Annotated in this window: 14 protein-coding genes and 1 other RNA gene; 7 read left to right on the top strand and 8 right to left on the bottom strand. The window is 37.4% G+C overall.

Going from position 1 to position 17645, the window contains the following annotated elements; translation table 11 throughout:
- Positions 1–1545, bottom strand: coding sequence for a hypothetical protein (locus tag Q4597_RS08490; protein WP_215439117.1), 1545 nt, complete (start codon positions 1543–1545; stop codon positions 1–3).
- 306 nt (positions 1546–1851) lie between these two features.
- Between Q4597_RS08490 and Q4597_RS08495 the strand changes: the two genes are divergently transcribed.
- Both Q4597_RS08495 and leuB read left to right on the top strand, forming a co-directional pair.
- Complete coding sequence (locus Q4597_RS08495) at positions 1852–3024, top strand: 2-isopropylmalate synthase (RefSeq protein WP_303405822.1); 1173 nt, start codon at positions 1852–1854, stop codon at positions 3022–3024.
- A gap of 142 nt (positions 3025–3166) precedes the next feature.
- A complete protein-coding gene (leuB, locus tag Q4597_RS08500; RefSeq protein ID WP_215439112.1) occupies positions 3167–4285 on the top strand; it encodes a 3-isopropylmalate dehydrogenase in 1119 nt (372 codons plus the stop codon).
- A 3-nt stretch (positions 4286–4288) separates the two neighbouring features.
- Here the strand turns inward: leuB and Q4597_RS08505 are convergent, their stop codons facing one another.
- The gene (locus tag Q4597_RS08505; RefSeq protein ID WP_303405823.1) at positions 4289–5512 is read right to left on the bottom strand and encodes a TlpA disulfide reductase family protein; all 1224 of its coding nucleotides are present in this window, start codon (positions 5510–5512) and stop codon (positions 4289–4291) included.
- 130 nt (positions 5513–5642) lie between these two features.
- On the opposite strand from Q4597_RS08505, the gene pheT reads away from it, so the two are divergent.
- Positions 5643–8069 carry a phenylalanine--tRNA ligase subunit beta gene (gene pheT, locus Q4597_RS08510; RefSeq protein ID WP_303405824.1) on the top strand — a complete coding sequence of 809 codons (2427 nt, stop codon included), beginning with the start codon at positions 5643–5645 and terminating at the stop codon, positions 8067–8069.
- Between the two features lie 54 nt (positions 8070–8123).
- On the opposite strand, the gene Q4597_RS08515 is transcribed toward pheT, so the two are convergent.
- Positions 8124–8702 (bottom strand): fasciclin domain-containing protein, encoded by a 579-nt coding sequence (locus tag Q4597_RS08515; RefSeq protein WP_303405825.1) that lies wholly within the window; start codon positions 8700–8702, stop codon positions 8124–8126.
- A 195-nt stretch (positions 8703–8897) separates the two neighbouring features.
- Between Q4597_RS08515 and Q4597_RS08520 the strand changes: the two genes are divergently transcribed.
- Positions 8898–9611: a hypothetical protein gene (locus Q4597_RS08520; protein WP_303405827.1), complete on the top strand. Its 714-nt coding sequence runs from the start codon at positions 8898–8900 to the stop codon at positions 9609–9611.
- Positions 9612–9685: 74 nt separating this feature from the next.
- On the opposite strand, the gene Q4597_RS08525 is transcribed toward Q4597_RS08520, so the two are convergent.
- Positions 9686–10825: a hypothetical protein gene (locus Q4597_RS08525; RefSeq protein WP_303405829.1), complete on the bottom strand. Its 1140-nt coding sequence runs from the start codon at positions 10823–10825 to the stop codon at positions 9686–9688.
- A gap of 143 nt (positions 10826–10968) precedes the next feature.
- Positions 10969–12600, bottom strand: a complete 1632-nt coding sequence (locus tag Q4597_RS08530; protein ID WP_215914556.1) for an ABC-F family ATP-binding cassette domain-containing protein — start codon at positions 12598–12600, stop codon at positions 10969–10971.
- A gap of 179 nt (positions 12601–12779) precedes the next feature.
- On the opposite strand from Q4597_RS08530, the gene Q4597_RS08535 reads away from it, so the two are divergent.
- Entirely contained in the window at positions 12780–14162 is a 1383-nt protein-coding gene (locus tag Q4597_RS08535) for a transaldolase (protein ID WP_303405830.1), read from the top strand.
- An 84-nt stretch (positions 14163–14246) separates the two neighbouring features.
- Here the strand turns inward: Q4597_RS08535 and fsa are convergent, their stop codons facing one another.
- The 3 genes from fsa to ffs form a co-directional block, all read right to left on the bottom strand.
- The gene (gene fsa, locus Q4597_RS08540; protein ID WP_303405832.1) at positions 14247–14900 is read right to left on the bottom strand and encodes a fructose-6-phosphate aldolase; all 654 of its coding nucleotides are present in this window, start codon (positions 14898–14900) and stop codon (positions 14247–14249) included.
- Between the two features lie 74 nt (positions 14901–14974).
- Complete coding sequence (locus Q4597_RS08545) at positions 14975–15784, bottom strand: SDR family oxidoreductase (protein ID WP_303405833.1); 810 nt, start codon at positions 15782–15784, stop codon at positions 14975–14977.
- A gap of 115 nt (positions 15785–15899) precedes the next feature.
- An RNA gene (ffs, locus tag Q4597_RS08550) (signal recognition particle sRNA small type) lies at positions 15900–15998 on the bottom strand.
- A 139-nt stretch (positions 15999–16137) separates the two neighbouring features.
- On the opposite strand from ffs, the gene Q4597_RS08555 reads away from it, so the two are divergent.
- Positions 16138–17190 carry a glutaminyl-peptide cyclotransferase gene (locus tag Q4597_RS08555; protein ID WP_303405834.1) on the top strand — a complete coding sequence of 351 codons (1053 nt, stop codon included), beginning with the start codon at positions 16138–16140 and terminating at the stop codon, positions 17188–17190.
- Positions 17191–17586 carry a thioesterase family protein gene (locus tag Q4597_RS08560; protein ID WP_303405835.1) on the top strand — a complete coding sequence of 132 codons (396 nt, stop codon included), beginning with the start codon at positions 17191–17193 and terminating at the stop codon, positions 17584–17586. It begins immediately after the preceding gene.
- Positions 17587–17645: the final 59 nt, after the last annotated feature.

A 17645-nucleotide genomic window follows, 5' to 3' on the forward strand; every position in this document is an offset into this window, starting at 1 on the left:
TTATCTTTTTACGGCCATAGCCTTTTCACGAATAATTTCTGCCACAGGTCTGTTTTCTAAATGACTTTCTAACCAAGAAATAATATCTAAGTACAGAAAAGCTCTCTTTTCATAGGGATGATCCTCATATTTTTTAAGCTCCGTGTGCAATTTTTGAAATTCGTTTTTTAGTTCGTTGGGGAAAATGTTTCCGAGGTTTCTTAGAAACTTTATCATCTCTTTTTGAACCGCGTGTAGATCGTTCATCTTTAAAAGAAACTTATAGGTACTCTTTAACTGAATTTCTAAATGATAGTCCATTCCAGCCTCATAATGCGCCACCAAACTTAAAACCCGTGCGAAACACATGAGGTCTTCCCTCATTTTCAAGTTCTTGTTGTTTATTATTTTCTTGAGGTATTGTATACAAGTTTTATTATCGCCAATTCCAAAATACAAACAGGCTATTTTATAGTACAACACCATGATATGATGAGCATCTATACGGTCTTTGTGCTTATTTATTCCGTATTCAACAATTTTAACCAGATACAGGCCCTTGTTAAAAGTCCCTTCCAAAAAATGAAGGTTTAATTTATTCGCATTAATGTACAGAAATGATAAGGACGCAATGTTATCGTTTTTTGGAAAACTCTTACTCTCCACTACGGCTTCCAACCGTTCTAAAACTTCTCTAAAGTGGGAACTGTATTTTACATAAAAAATAGATTCTAGCAAATAGTGGTTTCCCTTTAAAAAGAAAACCGGATTAAGATGTATTTGCTCTTCATGCTCATAAAAAAGATCTACCCATTTAGTAGCATACTTGTAAGAAGACAGAAAATCTTGGGTTAAAAAACTGTACCAAAGATGTGCCTTATATAACCATAATTTCTCCCTAAAACCTAAATCCTTTAATTGATATTTGGGCAAATGGGTTTCAAAATAAGTCTTTACACGATTATAGTCTTCATCACTTCTAACATAGCCTACTTTTAACATAATACCGTATAGCTGCAAAGAAAGATTAGACAATTTACTGGTCATTACATTCTGTGCGGAAAGCTCTTTGGCCTGTATGGCCAACTCATCTGCCCTATCCGGAATACTACGGGTAATATACTGGGTTTCAATAATTTTCTCCAGTTCCACTATTTCGTAAGCTATATTCTTCTCTTCGTTCTCTATGGCGGTAGATTTTGCCTTGTCAAGAATTTTCAGGCTTTGTTTGTAAAGTCCCTTTTGATAAAGAATTGTGGCAAAATCTAATTGTTCCCGTATTTGAACCCGAATATTTTGGTTCACCGGATTCAACCTTAAGCTCACCAAAATTTGTTTATATAGATGCGCTTTAAGATTAGATAACTGTGCTTTTTTAACGATTCCGCTATCCAAAATCGCCTTTTCGTCATACTTTCTAAGCTTGTCCATTAGGTTGAACAAAGCCAAGAATTTAGCATCGGTATTTACCCCCAATCGCCCCACGTATAATTTGAATTGGCGCTTTTCGGATTTTGAAAGAGATTTCACCAGCACGAACAAAGCATCTCTGTGCGCATTTGTCATCGTAAAAAATATTATTTAATTTACTTACTATCAATATGTTAAACAACCAAAAAACCAGCTTAACGTTGTACTATTTAATGCAGGTACTAGGTGGTTCGCTCTATTGGTTATATATTCGTATTGAACTTTATTGCCATTTTTTGTTTGGATCCTAACATATAGACGTTTGTACAATAATCTACCCATTTTGGCAAAAGACAGGGCTAAGGTTATTAAAAAATGTTGATATAACAGTACAAAATATGATATTTGTAGACAAAGAAATTATTGCAAGCAGTTCTTAAGTTAGCTAAACTACAAGATATAATGAGTAAAGATAAGGTACAAATTTTTGATACAACACTTCGTGATGGTGAGCAGGTGCCCGGTTGTAAATTAGATGCTGAACAAAAATTAGTAATCGCTGAACGACTGGATTATTTAGGAGTAGATATTATTGAGGCTGGTTTTCCTGTATCGAGTCCCGGTGATTTCAAATCCGTTACCCAGATATCACAACTCGTTAAAAATGCTACTGTTTGCGGACTTACCCGTGCGGTAAAGAAAGACATTGAAGTTGCTGCAGACGCACTTAAACATGCCAAAAGGCCTCGTATACATACAGGTATAGGAACTTCTGACTCTCACATAAAATTCAAATTTAATTCCAATAGGGATGCCATAATCGAAAGAGCAGTTGATGCCGTTAGTTATGCCAAAACTTTTGTAGAGGATGTTGAGTTTTATGCTGAAGATGCCGGCCGAACCGACAATGAGTTCTTGGCCAGGGTCTGTGAAGCCGTAGTGAAGGCAGGTGCCACTGTTTTGAACATTCCAGATACAACAGGATATTGTTTGCCAGAAGAATATGGTACAAAAATGAAATATTTAAAAGAAAATGTAACCGGAATACATAAGGCTACACTTTCTTGTCATTGCCATAATGATTTAGGTTTAGCAACAGCAAACTCCATTGCCGGCGTTATAAACGGTGCCCGCCAAATAGAATGTACCATTAATGGTATTGGCGAACGTGCCGGAAATACTTCTTTGGAAGAAGTTGTAATGATTTTACGTCAGCATCCTAGCTTAAACCTAGACACGAACATTAACAGTAAATTGCTTTTTGACACAAGCCAAATGGTTTCTCAAAAAATGGGAATGATGGTACAGCCCAACAAGGCTATTGTAGGCGCCAATGCTTTTGCCCATAGTTCCGGAATTCACCAGGATGGTGTCATAAAAAATAGGGAGACTTACGAAATTATTGACCCGGCGGATGTTGGTGTTAACGAATCATCTATTGTTCTTACCGCAAGAAGCGGTAGAGCTGCTTTGGCTTACAGGGCCAAATTAGTAGGATATGAGTTGACAAAACTTCAACTAGACGAGGTATATCAAGAGTTCTTGAAATTTGCAGATAGCCACAAAGAAATTTCGGATCAAGATATTCCAAAAATCATTGAGGCCAGCAATATTACTATAGAGAGTATTTCCTAAGCAAATATACTGAAGGTCTGATCCTTTTATATTTTAATCTTTTTTTAGCCATAATGTCCCAAAAATTTTTAATCTTAGCTTCCTATGATTAAAATCACTTTCTTGTGGGTTTTATTCAGGTAGCACTTTAAAAATTCTCTAGATGCAGCTAAAAATTGCCCTCCTTGGCGGTGACGGGATAGGTCCAGAAGTATTGGCACAATCCGTGAAATGCCTTAAAGCGATCGAAGAAACGTTCAACCATAGGTTTGAACTTGTTGAAGCGCCCGTTGGTGCTATTGCCATGTCTGGGTCAGGAAGGCCTTTACCGGACAAAACCTTGCAACTGTGCAGAGAATCCGATGCTATTCTTTTTGGCTCTATTGGCGCCTTGGAATACGATAACAATCCCGAAGCTAAAGTACGGCCCGAACAAGGACTATTGCGTTTGCGCAAAGAACTTGGTCTTTTTGCCAGTATTAGACCCATAAAAATGTTTCCTGCATTTTTGGACAACTCTCCGCTTAAAAGAAATATTGTAGACAATACCGATCTTGTTATTTTCAGGGAGTTGACGGGAGGCATTTATTTTGGAGAAAAAACATTGAGTGCAGATGGTACAACTGCATCCGACCTTTGCTCCTATTCCGAAGAAGAGATAAGCCGTATTGCACATTTAGCGTTCAAAACCGCTAAAAAAAGACGCAAAAAACTGACTTTAGTGGATAAGGCCAATGTATTGGAATCCTCTAGACTTTGGAGAAAAACGGTAACGGATATCTCAAAAAGTTATCCGGAAGTTACTTTAGAGTGCCTTTTTATTGATAATGCAGCAGTTCAAATGATGCTCAACCCGCGCCAATTTGATGTGGTTCTAACCGATAACATGTTTGGTGATATCCTATCCGATCAAGGGAGTGTTATTCTTGGTTCCGTGGGATTGCTGCCCTCCGCATCCGTAGGTGCCGAAAACGCCATGTTTGAGCCTTTTCACGGTTCATACCCTCAAGCAAAAGGAAAGAACATTGCTAACCCTGTAGCATCTATTTTAAGTACAGCTATGTTGTTGCAACATTTTAATTTAAACGAAGAAGCCAATGCCATTGTGGCTGCGGTTCACAAATCTTTTATGAAGAAGGTAGTTACCACAGATGTTTTGGGCAGCAGTAAATACGGAACGGATTATGTAGGCGATTTTATATCGGAAAATATTGTGGAATCTGATGAAAACCCAAGTATAAACGACGAGAATATCGGTTTGGGAAAATCCACTATTATTTAATTTCTACTCATTCGCCAACATTTTTACATACGCATCAAATTCCTTTTTGAACTTGGTATATTTATCTCCGGTTGCAGGACCGTTAAATCCAGTATGGATTTTTCTTACTTCTCCTTTTTTATCAATGAACAAAGTGGTAGGGTACGACAGGACCTGGTTTAACATTGGCAACTTTTGTTGTGCTTCCTCTTTATCCGATGAACCATACTGAGCCAATAGAATTGGATAATCTACTCCTATACGCTGTCTCAAACGCTCAATACTCTTAAAGGCAAGTTCCTTTGTTTTAGCATACTCGAACGCCAAGGCCACTACCTCTAAGTCTTCTACCCTATTTTCATTTAAATAATTGACATAAAATTTAGTCTCATCCAGACAATTGGGGCACCATGAGCCCATAATTTGCACTAGAACAACTTTATCCTGAAACCTTTTATCCGTTAATGAAACCATATTTCCTTTTGCATCCGGAAAAGAAAACGCAAATTTATCATAGCCTTCCTTTAAAAATGTAAGTGAGTCCGCGTCCGGAAGCTCAAAACTTTCGTTTCTTTTAGCTACAAAAGGTTCCTTAAAATGATTGTCCGAATAAAAAATACCGTTCAAAGTACTGTCCGTTATCTGAGCTTTGAACAAAAAGGCATGAGCTCCGTCAAAAGCCGAAAGTTTTAAGGAATCTCCTGTTACCACTCCGTCCAAATACCTATAGTCGCCAGTGGTAGTCCTAAAAGTTCCTGTTACCTTGCCAGCATTTTCAGCAAAAATCCCTTTTCCCATGTAACTCTCCGACGTATTAGGACTAAATTCCGTTTCCCAAATACCTGAAACATTTACAGAAGCTGGCTGAGTAATGGAAAAGCGGTCTTCCTCTCCAAAAATCGCCTCGAATGACACTACCCTATCCAAGCTTTCTTTTACAAAGCTCCCTTCTATGCGCTTTTCGTTAAATTTACCCGAAATGTAACCCTCAAATACCGGGGTTTGAATCCGTATGGAATCACCCTTTATAACAATCTCATCTACTGTTATTACTTCGGTGGCGTTATAAATTTCCATTACGTACGCACCGCTCTCCGCTTTTTTCAGATTAAAATTAAAAGGAAGCTTTTCTCCGTCCATAACTTGCAATTTCCCCAACCAAATACCTTCGGACAGCCCCTGTATCTTCTCTTCCTTACAGGAAACCAAAACCATTACCGCTATCCACAAAAACATTAATCTCTTCATTATTACTTATTTTCTTTTACAATCGGAATAGATGCCAAAAACTTACAACAAAAAAATGAGTAATTCAGTAGCGCTGTGTATTGAATGTCTTAAAGCATTGTTTTATCTTTACCGCCACTAAAACTTACCGATGCAGATTTCATACAACTGGTTAAAAGATTTTCTTAAACTTGATTGGGATTCCCAGAAAACAGGTGAACTTTTAACCGATTTAGGTCTTGAAGTAGAAGGAATCACTCCTTTTGAGTCTATAAAAGGAGGATTAAAGGGTATTGTAGTAGGACATGTGCTTACTTGCGAAAAGCACCCAAATGCCGACAAACTTAAAGTTACTACCGTAGATATTGGTACCGGCACACCGTTAAATATAGTTTGTGGTGCTCCCAATGTGGCAAAGGGCCAAAAGGTTCCTGTAGCTACTGTTGGCACTACTCTATACACCCCAGAAGGAAAAGCTTGGAAAATAGGAAAAGGGAAAATTCGTGGGGAAGAAAGCCATGGTATGATATGTGCCGAAGATGAACTGGGCCTAGGTTCTAGTCATGAAGGTATTCTTGTATTGGACTCCAAACTTAAACCGGGCACCCCTTGTTCCGAGATTTTTGATGTTGAGATAGATGAAGTTTTTGAAATTGGCCTTACTCCCAATCGTGCGGACGCCATGAGTCATTACGGTGTGGCAAGGGATTTAAAAGCCGGTTTAAAACAAAAAGAAATTACCAAAGAGCTTATCACTCCATCCATCAGTCATTTTAATATAGACAACCGTTCTCTTAAGTTACAGGTTCAAGTAGATGATAGCAAATTGGTACCGCGTTATGCAGGTATTACTCTAAGTAATTTAAAAGTTAAACCATCTCCTAACTGGTTACAGAATAGATTGCGTGCCATAGGCATTAATCCTACAAACAATATTGTAGATGCTACCAATTATGTGCTACATGATTTAGGACAGCCGCTGCATGCTTTTGATGCCGATCGTATTCATGGTAAAAAAGTAATAGTAAAAACACTTCCGGCCGGAACCAAATTCATGACACTGGATGGTGAAGAGCGGGAACTACATGAAGATGACCTTATGATCTGTGATTCTGAAAAACCGATGTGTATTGCGGGGGTTTTTGGAGGAATAAACACAGGAGTAACAGAAAAAACAACTTCCATTTTTCTTGAGAGCGCCTATTTTAACCCAGTAGCGATTAGAAAAACTGCTAAAAGACACGGGTTGAATACCGATGCTTCGTTCCGGTTTGAACGAGGTATTGACATAGAAAATGTAGAATATGCCCTTAAACGGGCCGCTCTTTTGATAAAGGAAATTGCCGGAGGCGATATTACTTCGGACATAATTGATTTTTACCCAAAAAGATTTGATGAACATCAGGTTTTTCTAACGTTCAAAAAAACATACTCGCTTGTAGGTGAAGAAATTCCGCAGGATACCATTAAATCTATTTTAGCTTCTTTGGACATCAAGGTAAAAAGTGTTACCGAAGCAGGCCTTGGGCTTTCCATACCTACCTACCGGGTAGACGTACAACGTGAAGTAGATGTTATTGAAGAAATTTTACGTGTTTACGGCTACAACAACATCAACTTTGGCACAAAACTAAACGCCTCAACAGCGCTCGTATCCAAGTTTGATGATTATAAGCTACAGAGCGTAATAGGAGACTTTTTAGCCTCACAAGGTTTCTATGAAATCATGACCAATAGCTTAACGGCTCCGGGTAACGCACAAATGCTAGAAGACAGTGCTCCTGAGGAAAGTGTATCAATGTTGAATCCGTTGAGCAACGACCTTTCCGTTTTGCGTCGTTCCATGTTATTTACCGGATTGGAAACCATTTTATACAACAACAACAGAAAGAAATTAAACCTTAAGTTGTTTGAATTTGGTAAAACCTACGAACAGAAAAAGTCTAAATATATAGAAGACAAACACCTTTGTCTTTATTTGACCGGAAACCGCAATGAAGGTGGTTGGGCCGGTACGGATAAAGTGAACGATTTCTTTTTCTTGAAATCCATCGTTACTAATATTTTAAACCGTCTTGGTATAACCAACGCCACACCAGAACCTACTTCCAACACCTCATTATCCGAAGGCTTAAGCTTAAGAGTTGGAGCCAAGGAATTGGTTTCTTTTGGTATTGTTAAAAAGTCGATTCTTAAAAAAATGAGCCTTAAACAAGAGGTTCTTTATGCTGATTTTAACTGGGACAATGTTATATCCTATGCGGAGAAAAATAGCATTACCTATCGTGAAATACCCAAATACCCTGAGGTAAAGCGAGATTTTGCCCTTCTATTGGATGATTCCGTTACTTTCCAAAACGTGTACGAACTAGGCAGAAAAACAGAAAAAAAGCTATTGAAGAATATCAATCTTTTTGACGTATATACAGGAGATAAACTGCCCAAAGGCAAAAAGTCATATGCCGTAAGCTTCACATTACAAGATAGCCAACGTACGTTAACGGACAAGCAAATAGACCGTATTATGGGCAAGCTTGAAAAAACCTACCAAAACGAATTAGGGGCCGAATTAAGGTAATTTAGTAGTAATAAATAAGATAGAAACTGAACAAAAGGGGAAATTAAGAAGCTCTTAAATTTTCCCTGGAAGGATAACGTTATCAATTTCATGAATAACCCCGTTGCGCTGCTTTGAATCTGCCACAACAATGGTTGCCGTATTTCCAAAGCTATCATTAAGAATGATATCTACACCTTTCATTGTTGCGGTAATTATATCTCCTTGAACCGTGGTAAAAGTTGCTTTCCCTTCACCCCTACACATGGCCTTTAAAATTTTGGAAGCAGTTATATGGCCGGCAACGATATGATACGTTAATAAATCTTTTAATTCTTTTCTGTTTTCAGGATCCAAAAGATATTCAACAGATTTTCCCGATATTTTTTGAAATGCCAAATCTGATGGTGCAAATACTGTAAAAGGCCCTGCATGATCAAGTAAGTCCTCCAAATCTGTAGCCTTCATTACCGCCAAAAGCGTTTGATGATTCTTAGAAGTGGCCGTAGAGTTAACTATAGATTTTTTAACTTCGGATTTTTTATATTCGGATTTTTTATATGTCGAATTTGATTTACTTACACCTTCTTGAGCAGTAAGTGAGATAAAAGAAGAGAATAGCACACAAGAAAGAACTTTAGTAAGGTATTTCATATAAATAAGGCAGGGAGTTGTTAAAGTAGTCGATTAACGGTTCAAATACTTCGACAAGTTACAACATATGAAATTTATCTTCTTATTTAAACCTCCTCTTATGTTAATTTTTAACAAATTATTAACAAATACTTGTGATTTTGGAATTCAAACATCCCTCTTAAATTTTCTAAATTTGAGATATACCCCACTATTATGCTACTCAAAAAAGTTAATATCGAAGAAAAACTGAGCAAAATACGCCCCGAAACGGACCATAAAAACCTAAGCGAATTATACCAGATTCTTAACAGGGATATAGAAAGCAGAGAAAAAATTGGGAATACCCTTCAAAATAAAAACAGTTCGGCTACTAACGCTTTAAATCTTGATTTACTAGAAACAAACCGGATATACCATGTAAATCAAATAAAGAAAATCTGTGTAGATTACAGGTTACGTTTTTTAACATCCAATTATTTTAAAGGAGAAATTCCTGCGGAGGCCATAGCAGAAATAAAGCGGATTGAAGAAGCTCACAATATTGAATTAAAAGGTTTTAGAATTCTTGCGCCTTCCAAGCTCTTTAAATTAGAGGATAAGGACGACCCCGTATTATTCGCCCCCATAGGTAACAACTATTTTTATCTGATTCATAAATGGGGAAATGACCTTCACCCCCTAAGAAAATGGCTCATGTGGCCTTTTAAAAATATTGTAAACTTAATTTTGCTCATAGTTTTCCTAAGTTTTTTTATGGCCCTATTGGTGCCTGAAGGTCTATTTTCAAAGAACAGCTCTAACGCTCAATTTTTTATTATTTTCTTTTTTATATTCAAATGTTCTGCGTCGGTGGCTATTTTTTATGGGTTTGCATTGGGTAAAAACTTTAACCACGCCATTTGGAACAGTAAATTTTACAACGCTTAGCAGTGTATTATACATCATAAAAAAAGGGCATTCCACCAAATTATGGAATGCCCTTTAAACTTTTACAGGTGTGCTTAGTTTATAAATATAGCGGTTGGTATACCTGCTACATCTATACTGTTCAAAAATTTTGGTTCAGGAGCCGGCTTTACCAGCAAGAGCCCTCCTTTGTTCTCCCCGCTTTTCTTTTTGTACCCTATCAACAGTACATTGGTCTCCTCGTCATAGCTTACCATTGTTGTTTTTTCAACTTCAAATTCAAAATTGAGCTGAGTTTCCGTCATGAAATTTTCGTAAGCGTACAACACGGTTAAGTTTTTACCAAAATCATAAATAGCCGGTATTACTGGAAATATACTATGTGCCGTAGGTGTCATCTCATAGTACATCTTACCTTCCGTATCAAAATGCAAAGAAGCAGATTTTGTGAAATTAGGTTCTTTTCCAACACCATAGCTGGTATGTGTTATAGCAAGACTTACACTGTTCATTGTACTATGCAAATCGTCATAACTAATGATAATATTATCATCCGGGTTGGTAAAAATTCGCCTTACATCAAAACCTACCAATTTACTATGAACAACAGCATTGGCATTAGCATCTATTACTGTAATAGAGTTTTCATCGGTAACATTATCATCAACGCCTAAAACAAACAGTCGTTTGTTGGCATATGCCAGTTCAATAGGTCTTTGGTCAAGTTTCACGTCCAAAGAAGTTGTTTCTGAGGCAGACACGTTTAAAACACGTACATAAAACTCATCTACCGTAGGGCTTACATGAAGTTCGTATACAATGTAGAGCATATCTCCTTTTCGTAAAATTGACTTTGCCGTAAGACTGCACGCCCCTAAATCTGAAAAAACTTGGTACGTTTTACTGCTATCATCGTTAAAGTCGTGAATTGATAACTCACCGCTACAATTGGATTTTTTATGATACGTGGTCAATACACTGTTTTCTTGAAACGAAAGGTCAGGCTCCATCATAGAAGCAAATTTACTCTTTTCCGGATTAATGGTAAGGGCATCATCTTCTACATTGAACAATGTTCCACTTAAATTTCCTTTGTTGTTAACGAGTAAGGTGTAGTCTGCTTGAACGCTTTTTTCTTCCTCTTTTTCGTTGCCAAGTGAGTCACTCTCAGTTTTGCTGCAACCCATAAGGACTAATAACGCCATAAGGGCATAAAATAGATTGTAGGTTTTCATCTGTTGCATTTTAATGTATCCTAAATGGCTTTTTCCAGCACCTGCCAGTTGAGCAAAAAAGGGCCTTTTTTAAATTCAAGTTTTGGGTCCTTGAATTTAAAAAACGCCCCCTTACATCATTTAAAATACTGGTTTAACAAAAGCTATACCGTAGCAACGTCATACATTTTATTACGTTGCTCCCGTAATGTCTTGTCAGACATATATTCATCAAACGATAAATATCTATCAATGTTGCCTTTTGGGGTCAACTCCACGATTCTATCGGCAACCGTCTCTGCAAAGTGATGATCATGGGTAGTAAACATGACCGTTCCCTTAAAATTCTTTAGGCTATTGTTAAATGCGGTAATACTCTCTAAGTCCAAGTGGTTAGTAGGCTCGTCCAACATAACTACGTTGGCTCTGAGCATCATCATTCTACTTAACATACAACGTACTTTTTCTCCTCCTGAAAGTACGGTACATTTTTTAAGGGCTTCTTCGCCACTAAAAAGCATTTTACCTAGAAAACCACGAATGTAGACTTCTTCCCTTTCCTCTTCGGTCTTTGCCCACTGTCTCAACCAGTCTACCAAACTTATATCCTCTGTAAAGAAATCAGAGTTGTCTGCAGGCAAATACGATTGTGTAGTAGTAATACCCCATTGAAAAGAACCTTTTTCAGCCTTCTTTTGACCATTTATAATCTCGTAAAAAGCCGTGGTTGCCCTAGAGTCACGAGAAATAACGGCAACCTTATCGCCTTTGGCCAAGTTTAGATTCACATTTTCAAAAAGCAAATCTCCATCTTCCGACTTTGCAGAAAGTCCTTCCACATTCAAAATTTGGTCACCAGCTTCACGCTCTCTTTCAAAAATAATGGCAGGATATCTTCTACTGGAAGGCTTTATATCTTCTACTTTAAGCTTAGAAAGCATTTTCTTTCTAGAAGTAGCTTGTTTACTTTTTGCAACGTTGGCACTAAAACGCGCAATAAATTCTTGCAATTCTTTTGCCTTTTCTTCGGCCTTCTTATTCTGTTGCGCTCTCTGGCGAGAAGCTAACTGGCTGCTTTCATACCAAAATGTATAGTTACCACTATACAGGTTCATTTTACCAAAATCAATATCGGCAATACTGGTACAGACCGAATCTAAAAAGTGTCTATCGTGAGAAACTACAATTACCGTGTTTTCATAATCTGCAAGGAAATTCTCCAACCAGTTGATAGTTTCATAATCCAGGTCATTGGTAGGCTCATCCATAATCAACACATCTGGATTTCCAAAAAGCGCCTGCGCCAGTAACACACGAACCTTAAGTTTTGAATCTATATCCGACATTAAGGTATAATGAAACTCTTCTGTTATTCCCAAATTTGATAATAAGGCCGCAGCGTTACTGTCTGCGTTCCAGCCGTTCATTTCTTCAAACTGAACCTGAAGCTCTCCAATTTTATCAGCATTTTCATCAGTATAATCCGCATAAAGCGCATCTATCTGCTGCTTTATAGAAAAAAGCGGCTTATTCCCCATAACAACGGCCTCAAGAACAGTAGACTCATCGTAAGCGTTGTGGTTCTGTTCCAAGATGGACATACGTTTACCAGGTTCAAGGTTTACATGACCCGAAGTTGGTTCTATTTGTCCAGATAAAACTTTTAAGAATGTAGATTTTCCCGCTCCATTTGCTCCAATTACCCCATAACAGTTACCCTGAGTAAAGGTTACGTTAACTTCATCGAAAAGGACTCTTTTTCCGAATTGTACGGATAGATTTGATACCGACAGCATAGCTTTCTTTTTAAAATTCGTGCAAAAATACAGAATTTTAATGGCCTAGACCAATAAACTTAAAAAGCATTCACTTTGTCTTAAACCTTAACTCAACCCTGTCATTTTTAACTCCCTATTAACAGCAAACTGCCACAGGGTTGTTTAATTTTGAACGTTACACAGTTAGCGATACCTATATGAATAGAAATTTACTCTATCTTTTTTTTCTTGTTCTAGGAAGTTGTGCTGCAGAAAAAAGCTCCCCTACTGTATTTTTTTCTGGAGAAATTGTTAATCCTACCAGCAATCATATTGTTCTATTAAAAGGAGACGTTGTTATAGATTCGGCAGAATTGGACGAGGACAACCGGTTTGCCTTTTCCCTGGATTCTATCTCAGAAGGCCTGTACCATTTTAATCATGACCCGGAATTACAATATGTTTACCTAGAACAAGGAGACAGCTTAGTGGTTCGTCTAAATACATCAGACTTTGATGAATCTTTGGTATTTTCAGGAGACGGAGAAGAACTCAACAATTTTCTTTTAGAAGTATTTTTGGCACATGAAGAAGAAGCAAGTGCCGTTCGCTCTATGTACCGATGGAATCCAACAGACTTTGAACGAGGCATTGACTCTTTAAAGCAACTAAAGTTAGATGTACTGGACGAAATTAAAAGCGAAGACAAGCTTTCTGAAAATGAGCTTAAAATCGCTAGCGCCAGTGTAAACTATAACTACAACACCTACAAAGAGGAATACCCGTTTAAACATAAAAGGCTTACCGGAAAGGAAATACTAAAAAAGCTTCCTTCTAATTTTTACGACTACAGAAAAGATTTGGTTTTTGATGATAAGGATTTAACCTATTTAAGGCCTTATTACAATTTTATGATCAACCATATTGGTAATATGTCTTTCATGACCTGCTCACACGCATGTAGCATAAAAAATAATGTAGTTCGTAATCAGCTTCATTTTAACAAACACAAGCTTCACCTTATAGATAGCCTAGTCCAGGAAAAAGAACTAAAGGACAATCTTTTTAGATATGTGGCATTTGATTATTTGTTGAAGGTTCATGACTCCGAAGAAAACAACGAAGAATTTATTAGCGGTTTCAGAGAGTTGAGCAACAACAATAGGCATATGAATGAAATAGATGCTTTGTATGAAGGCATTAAAAACATTCAACCTAAAAAAGAAATTCCCAATGTAGCGGTTACGAGCACAAACGGCACCACACTTACTATGAGAGAGATTGCCGCCAAGAACAATAAAACGGTTTTCTATTTTTGGTCCGCCACGGATAGGATGCATTTTGAGAACATAAAAAGAAGAATTGAACACCTCTCTGCTAAAAAACCTGAATATTCTTACGTAGGTATCAATATAAAAACTAACGAATCTAACTGGAAGGCTATGTTAGAGATGTCCGGCTTAGATCAATCAAAACAATACCGGTCTTCAGATTTTGAAGCGTTAACCAAGTCACTTATTATATACCCGTTAAACAAGTGTATCATAACAGATGACAAGGTCATTGTAGATGCGTTCGCAAATGTCTATACCTCTTTTTAATTTAGATTACCACACATAAAATATTTGTATAAAAAAAGGGATGCTAAATAGCATCCCTTTTCTACTTTATATTAAACAGCGAGATTAGTTCCCCTTGTTGTAATCTGCTAAGAATTTCTCCAAACCACTATCCGTTAATGGGTGTTTTAGAAGTCCAGTAATGGAAGATAGACCACTGGTCATAACATCCGCACCAACTTTAGCACAATCAATTACGTGCATTGTATGACGAATAGAAGCTGCCAAAATCTGAGTTTCGAACGCGTAGTTGTCATAGATGTGTCTTATTTCTGCAATTAGGTTAAGACCATCCGTAGAAATATCATCCAATCTACCTATGAAAGGAGAAACATATGTAGCTCCCGCTTTAGCTGCCAACAAAGCTTGTCCTGCAGAAAATACTAAAGTACAGTTGGTTTTGATTCCCTTATCGGAAAAATATTTAAGTGCTTTAACACCATCTTTGATCATTGGAATTTTCACTACAATCTGGTCATGTAGCTCAGCCAATTCCTCACCTTCTTTCACCATCTCGTCAAAAGTTGTTGAAATTACCTCGGCAGAAACATCACCATCAACAATGTTACAGATATCTACGTAATGCTTTAATATATTATTTCTTCCAGTAATTCCTTCTTTGGCCATAAGAGAAGGGTTGGTAGTTACACCATCAAGAACACCAAGTTCCTGTGCTTCCCGTATTTGATCCAAATTAGCTGTGTCTATAAAAAATTTCATTTTCTAGAGTTTATTAGGTTTAATATTAGAGATATACAAAGTTTTTCGGAATCTTAAATTCCCAAGAAACAAAATTACAACTTATAATGGTTTAGCAAGAGTTTCTCGTATACTTTATCTGGCAAAATTCGCTTGAGTACCACAGAAAATTTCTGCAATGGCGAACCTACATTGTAATGCACTTTGGGCTTCTTGTTTTCAATGATTTCAAAAACCTTTTTAGCAACTGCAATAGGATCATCTCCGTTAGATACATCTTCGTTCATCATCTTCAACGTATTCCCATACGGCTCCTTATAGGGCGAATCCTCTAAAACTGGTGAATGGTAACGTCCTGCTGCAATATTTGTGGCAAAATCTCCTGGGGCCAAAGTGGCAACTTTTACTCCAAACCCTTTGGTTTCCATACGTAAAGCTTCGGTGAGGATGGAAAGTGCGCTTTTTGTAGCAGAATAAACTCCACGATACGGCAAGCCCATATATCCGGCTATGGAGGTTATGTTTATTATAACTCCTCCTTCTTGTTTTCGCATTTGGGGCAATACAGCTTGGGCCACTCTAAGTGGGCCATACACATTGGTATCAAAAGCTTTTTGTACTTCATCTGGAGGCGTTTCTTCCAAAGGACCGGTAATTCCCACCCCTGCATTGTTCACCAGCACATCGATCCTCCCTTCAGCAGCTATGACTTGATTTACGGCAGAAACGATACTCTCATTATCCGTAACATTAAGTTGAAGTAAATCAAATACTTCAAAATCCTGATGTCTAGCCAAATTTCTGGTAGTTCCATAAACTTTAAACCCTTTTGACTTGAGATACAACCCAATGGACTTTCCTATACCTGAAGAACCCCCGGTAATCAATACTATTTTTTGCTCCATAAGGGTGCAAAATAACAATAATATAGTGTAGTAGAAAAGAAATTAAACCTTGAAGAAGTGGTGAAACAGAAACTTAACAAATGCCCTTATAATTTGAAGAATTTAGAGCAAAAAAAATCGGCAAGCTACCTACATCGCACCGCTACGACCGTATACCCTTGCTGCGTTCCCACCCTGGGGGATTCTACAGGAGCTGGTCGTGTAGGACTTGCCGACTGCAAATATACAACCTTTTGTTTCTTTCGCAATCGTTTTACATTCTAATTTTTATATGAACAATTTGTTTTGAGTTCGCTATTTTTGTGCAACTAAAAAATGCCTGTAAATCAGGCTAAACCAAATTTAATCTTGTAATGACAACTTTAAAGTTTTTTCCATTTTGCTTTTTTTTAATGCTTTTTATGGCCTGTGGAGGTGATAATTCTCCCTCTTCCCTATTCGAAATTCAACTAGAAGGAAACAGTAAAAGCTTTCAGCAAAACCAAAATGTAGCGGTTTCCATCAAAAACAAAAAGAATAAAACCATTGAAAGTGTTACGTATGCAATTGATGGTAAAGAGGTTCCCGTTAATGATGGCAAAATTTCACTGAACATGCCCCATTTAGGAGACAAAACAATTACGGCAACCGTTTCCTATGACGATGCCTCAGTCGAGATTTCCAAGCATCTAAAACTCCTGGCGCCAAATGCTCCAGAAATTTACACCTACAAGATACTAAACGAGTACCCCCACGATAACAAAGCTTATACACAGGGGCTTGAATTTTATAACGACACACTTTACGAGAGCACAGGAAAAAAAGGAAGATCCTCTTTACGAAAAGTAGATTTTAAATCAGGCGAAGTATTACAACAGGTAGATTTGGACCAAACCTATTTTGGAGAGGGCATTACTATTCTCAACAATAAAATCTACATGCTTACGTGGCGCAGTGGTCTTGGATTTATCTATGATTTAAAGACTTTGGATAAAATTGACAATTTTCAGTTTGGAGAAAGTAAAGAAGGTTGGGGATTGACAAACGATGGAAAAAAACTCTTTAAAAGTGACGGCACAGAAAAAATATGGTTTTTAAACCCGGAAACTTTGGTTGAAGAAGGTCATATAGAAACCGTGACCAACAAATCTATAAATGACAGTGCCAACGAATTGGAATATGTAGATGGAAAAATATATGCCAACGTATACCAAAAACCAAGTGTTATGATTATTGATGCCAATAGCGGTGCTATTGAAGGCGTTATCAATTTTGGAGGGCTTAGCAGCAAGGTTACACACCACGCTACATGGAGCGATACGGATAATGTTTTAAACGGTATAGCATATCATCCAGAGAGGAAAACGTTTTTTGTTACCGGTAAAGAATGGGACAAGATGTTTGAGGTGAAAATCCAAAAAAAATAAATGCAGAGTTATCAAAAAACGATTACCGTAAAGGAAGACGATCTAGATGACCTTGACCATGTAAACAATGTACGGTACGTTCAATGGATGCAGGATATATCTAAAGAACATTGGATAAAAGCTGCTCCAGAAGAAATGCGCAAAGGAATTATTTGGGTGGTAATGACACATCATATCACCTACAAAAGTGCTGCAGTTCTAGGTGATGTTATTGAAATGAGCACTTACATTCAAAAAAGCAAAGGTGCCGTTTCCGTAAGAATTGTAGAAATGCACAATAAGAAGACCAAAGAACTGTTAGTAAAATCAAGTACAGAATGGTGTCTATTAAATGCTGAAACATATAGACCTATGCGCATATCGGATGAAATCAAGGATTTTTTTACCCGTTCATAGCCCAGTGTTGTCAATCTATAATTTCGCAATTAGAAAAAATGGTTTGAAAACAGCTTTAA

Origin of the sequence: Zobellia sp. 1_MG-2023 (assembly GCF_030549125.1) — a bacterium.
GTDB classification, from domain to species: domain Bacteria; phylum Bacteroidota; class Bacteroidia; order Flavobacteriales; family Flavobacteriaceae; genus Zobellia; species Zobellia russellii.

Excerpts from the sequence above, each read along its gene's own strand:
- Q4597_RS08490 (WP_215439117.1), bottom strand. The coding sequence starts at position 1,545 with ATGACAAATGCGCACAGAGATGCTTTGTTCGTGCTGGTGAAATCTCTT.
- Q4597_RS08495 (WP_303405822.1), top strand. The coding sequence starts at position 1,852 with ATGAGTAAAGATAAGGTACAAATTTTTGATACAACACTTCGTGATGGT.
- leuB (WP_215439112.1), top strand. The coding sequence starts at position 3,167 with ATGCAGCTAAAAATTGCCCTCCTTGGCGGTGACGGGATAGGTCCAGAA.
- Q4597_RS08505 (WP_303405823.1), bottom strand. The coding sequence starts at position 5,512 with ATGAAGAGATTAATGTTTTTGTGGATAGCGGTAATGGTTTTGGTTTCC.
- pheT (WP_303405824.1), top strand. The coding sequence starts at position 5,643 with ATGCAGATTTCATACAACTGGTTAAAAGATTTTCTTAAACTTGATTGG.
- Q4597_RS08515 (WP_303405825.1), bottom strand. The coding sequence starts at position 8,702 with ATGAAATACCTTACTAAAGTTCTTTCTTGTGTGCTATTCTCTTCTTTT.
- Q4597_RS08520 (WP_303405827.1), top strand. The coding sequence starts at position 8,898 with ATGCTACTCAAAAAAGTTAATATCGAAGAAAAACTGAGCAAAATACGC.
- Q4597_RS08525 (WP_303405829.1), bottom strand. The coding sequence starts at position 10,825 with ATGAAAACCTACAATCTATTTTATGCCCTTATGGCGTTATTAGTCCTT.
- Q4597_RS08530 (WP_215914556.1), bottom strand. The coding sequence starts at position 12,600 with ATGCTGTCGGTATCAAATCTATCCGTACAATTCGGAAAAAGAGTCCTT.
- Q4597_RS08535 (WP_303405830.1), top strand. The coding sequence starts at position 12,780 with ATGAATAGAAATTTACTCTATCTTTTTTTTCTTGTTCTAGGAAGTTGT.
- fsa (WP_303405832.1), bottom strand. The coding sequence starts at position 14,900 with ATGAAATTTTTTATAGACACAGCTAATTTGGATCAAATACGGGAAGCA.
- Q4597_RS08545 (WP_303405833.1), bottom strand. The coding sequence starts at position 15,784 with ATGGAGCAAAAAATAGTATTGATTACCGGGGGTTCTTCAGGTATAGGA.
- Q4597_RS08555 (WP_303405834.1), top strand. The coding sequence starts at position 16,138 with ATGACAACTTTAAAGTTTTTTCCATTTTGCTTTTTTTTAATGCTTTTT.
- Q4597_RS08560 (WP_303405835.1), top strand. The coding sequence starts at position 17,191 with ATGCAGAGTTATCAAAAAACGATTACCGTAAAGGAAGACGATCTAGAT.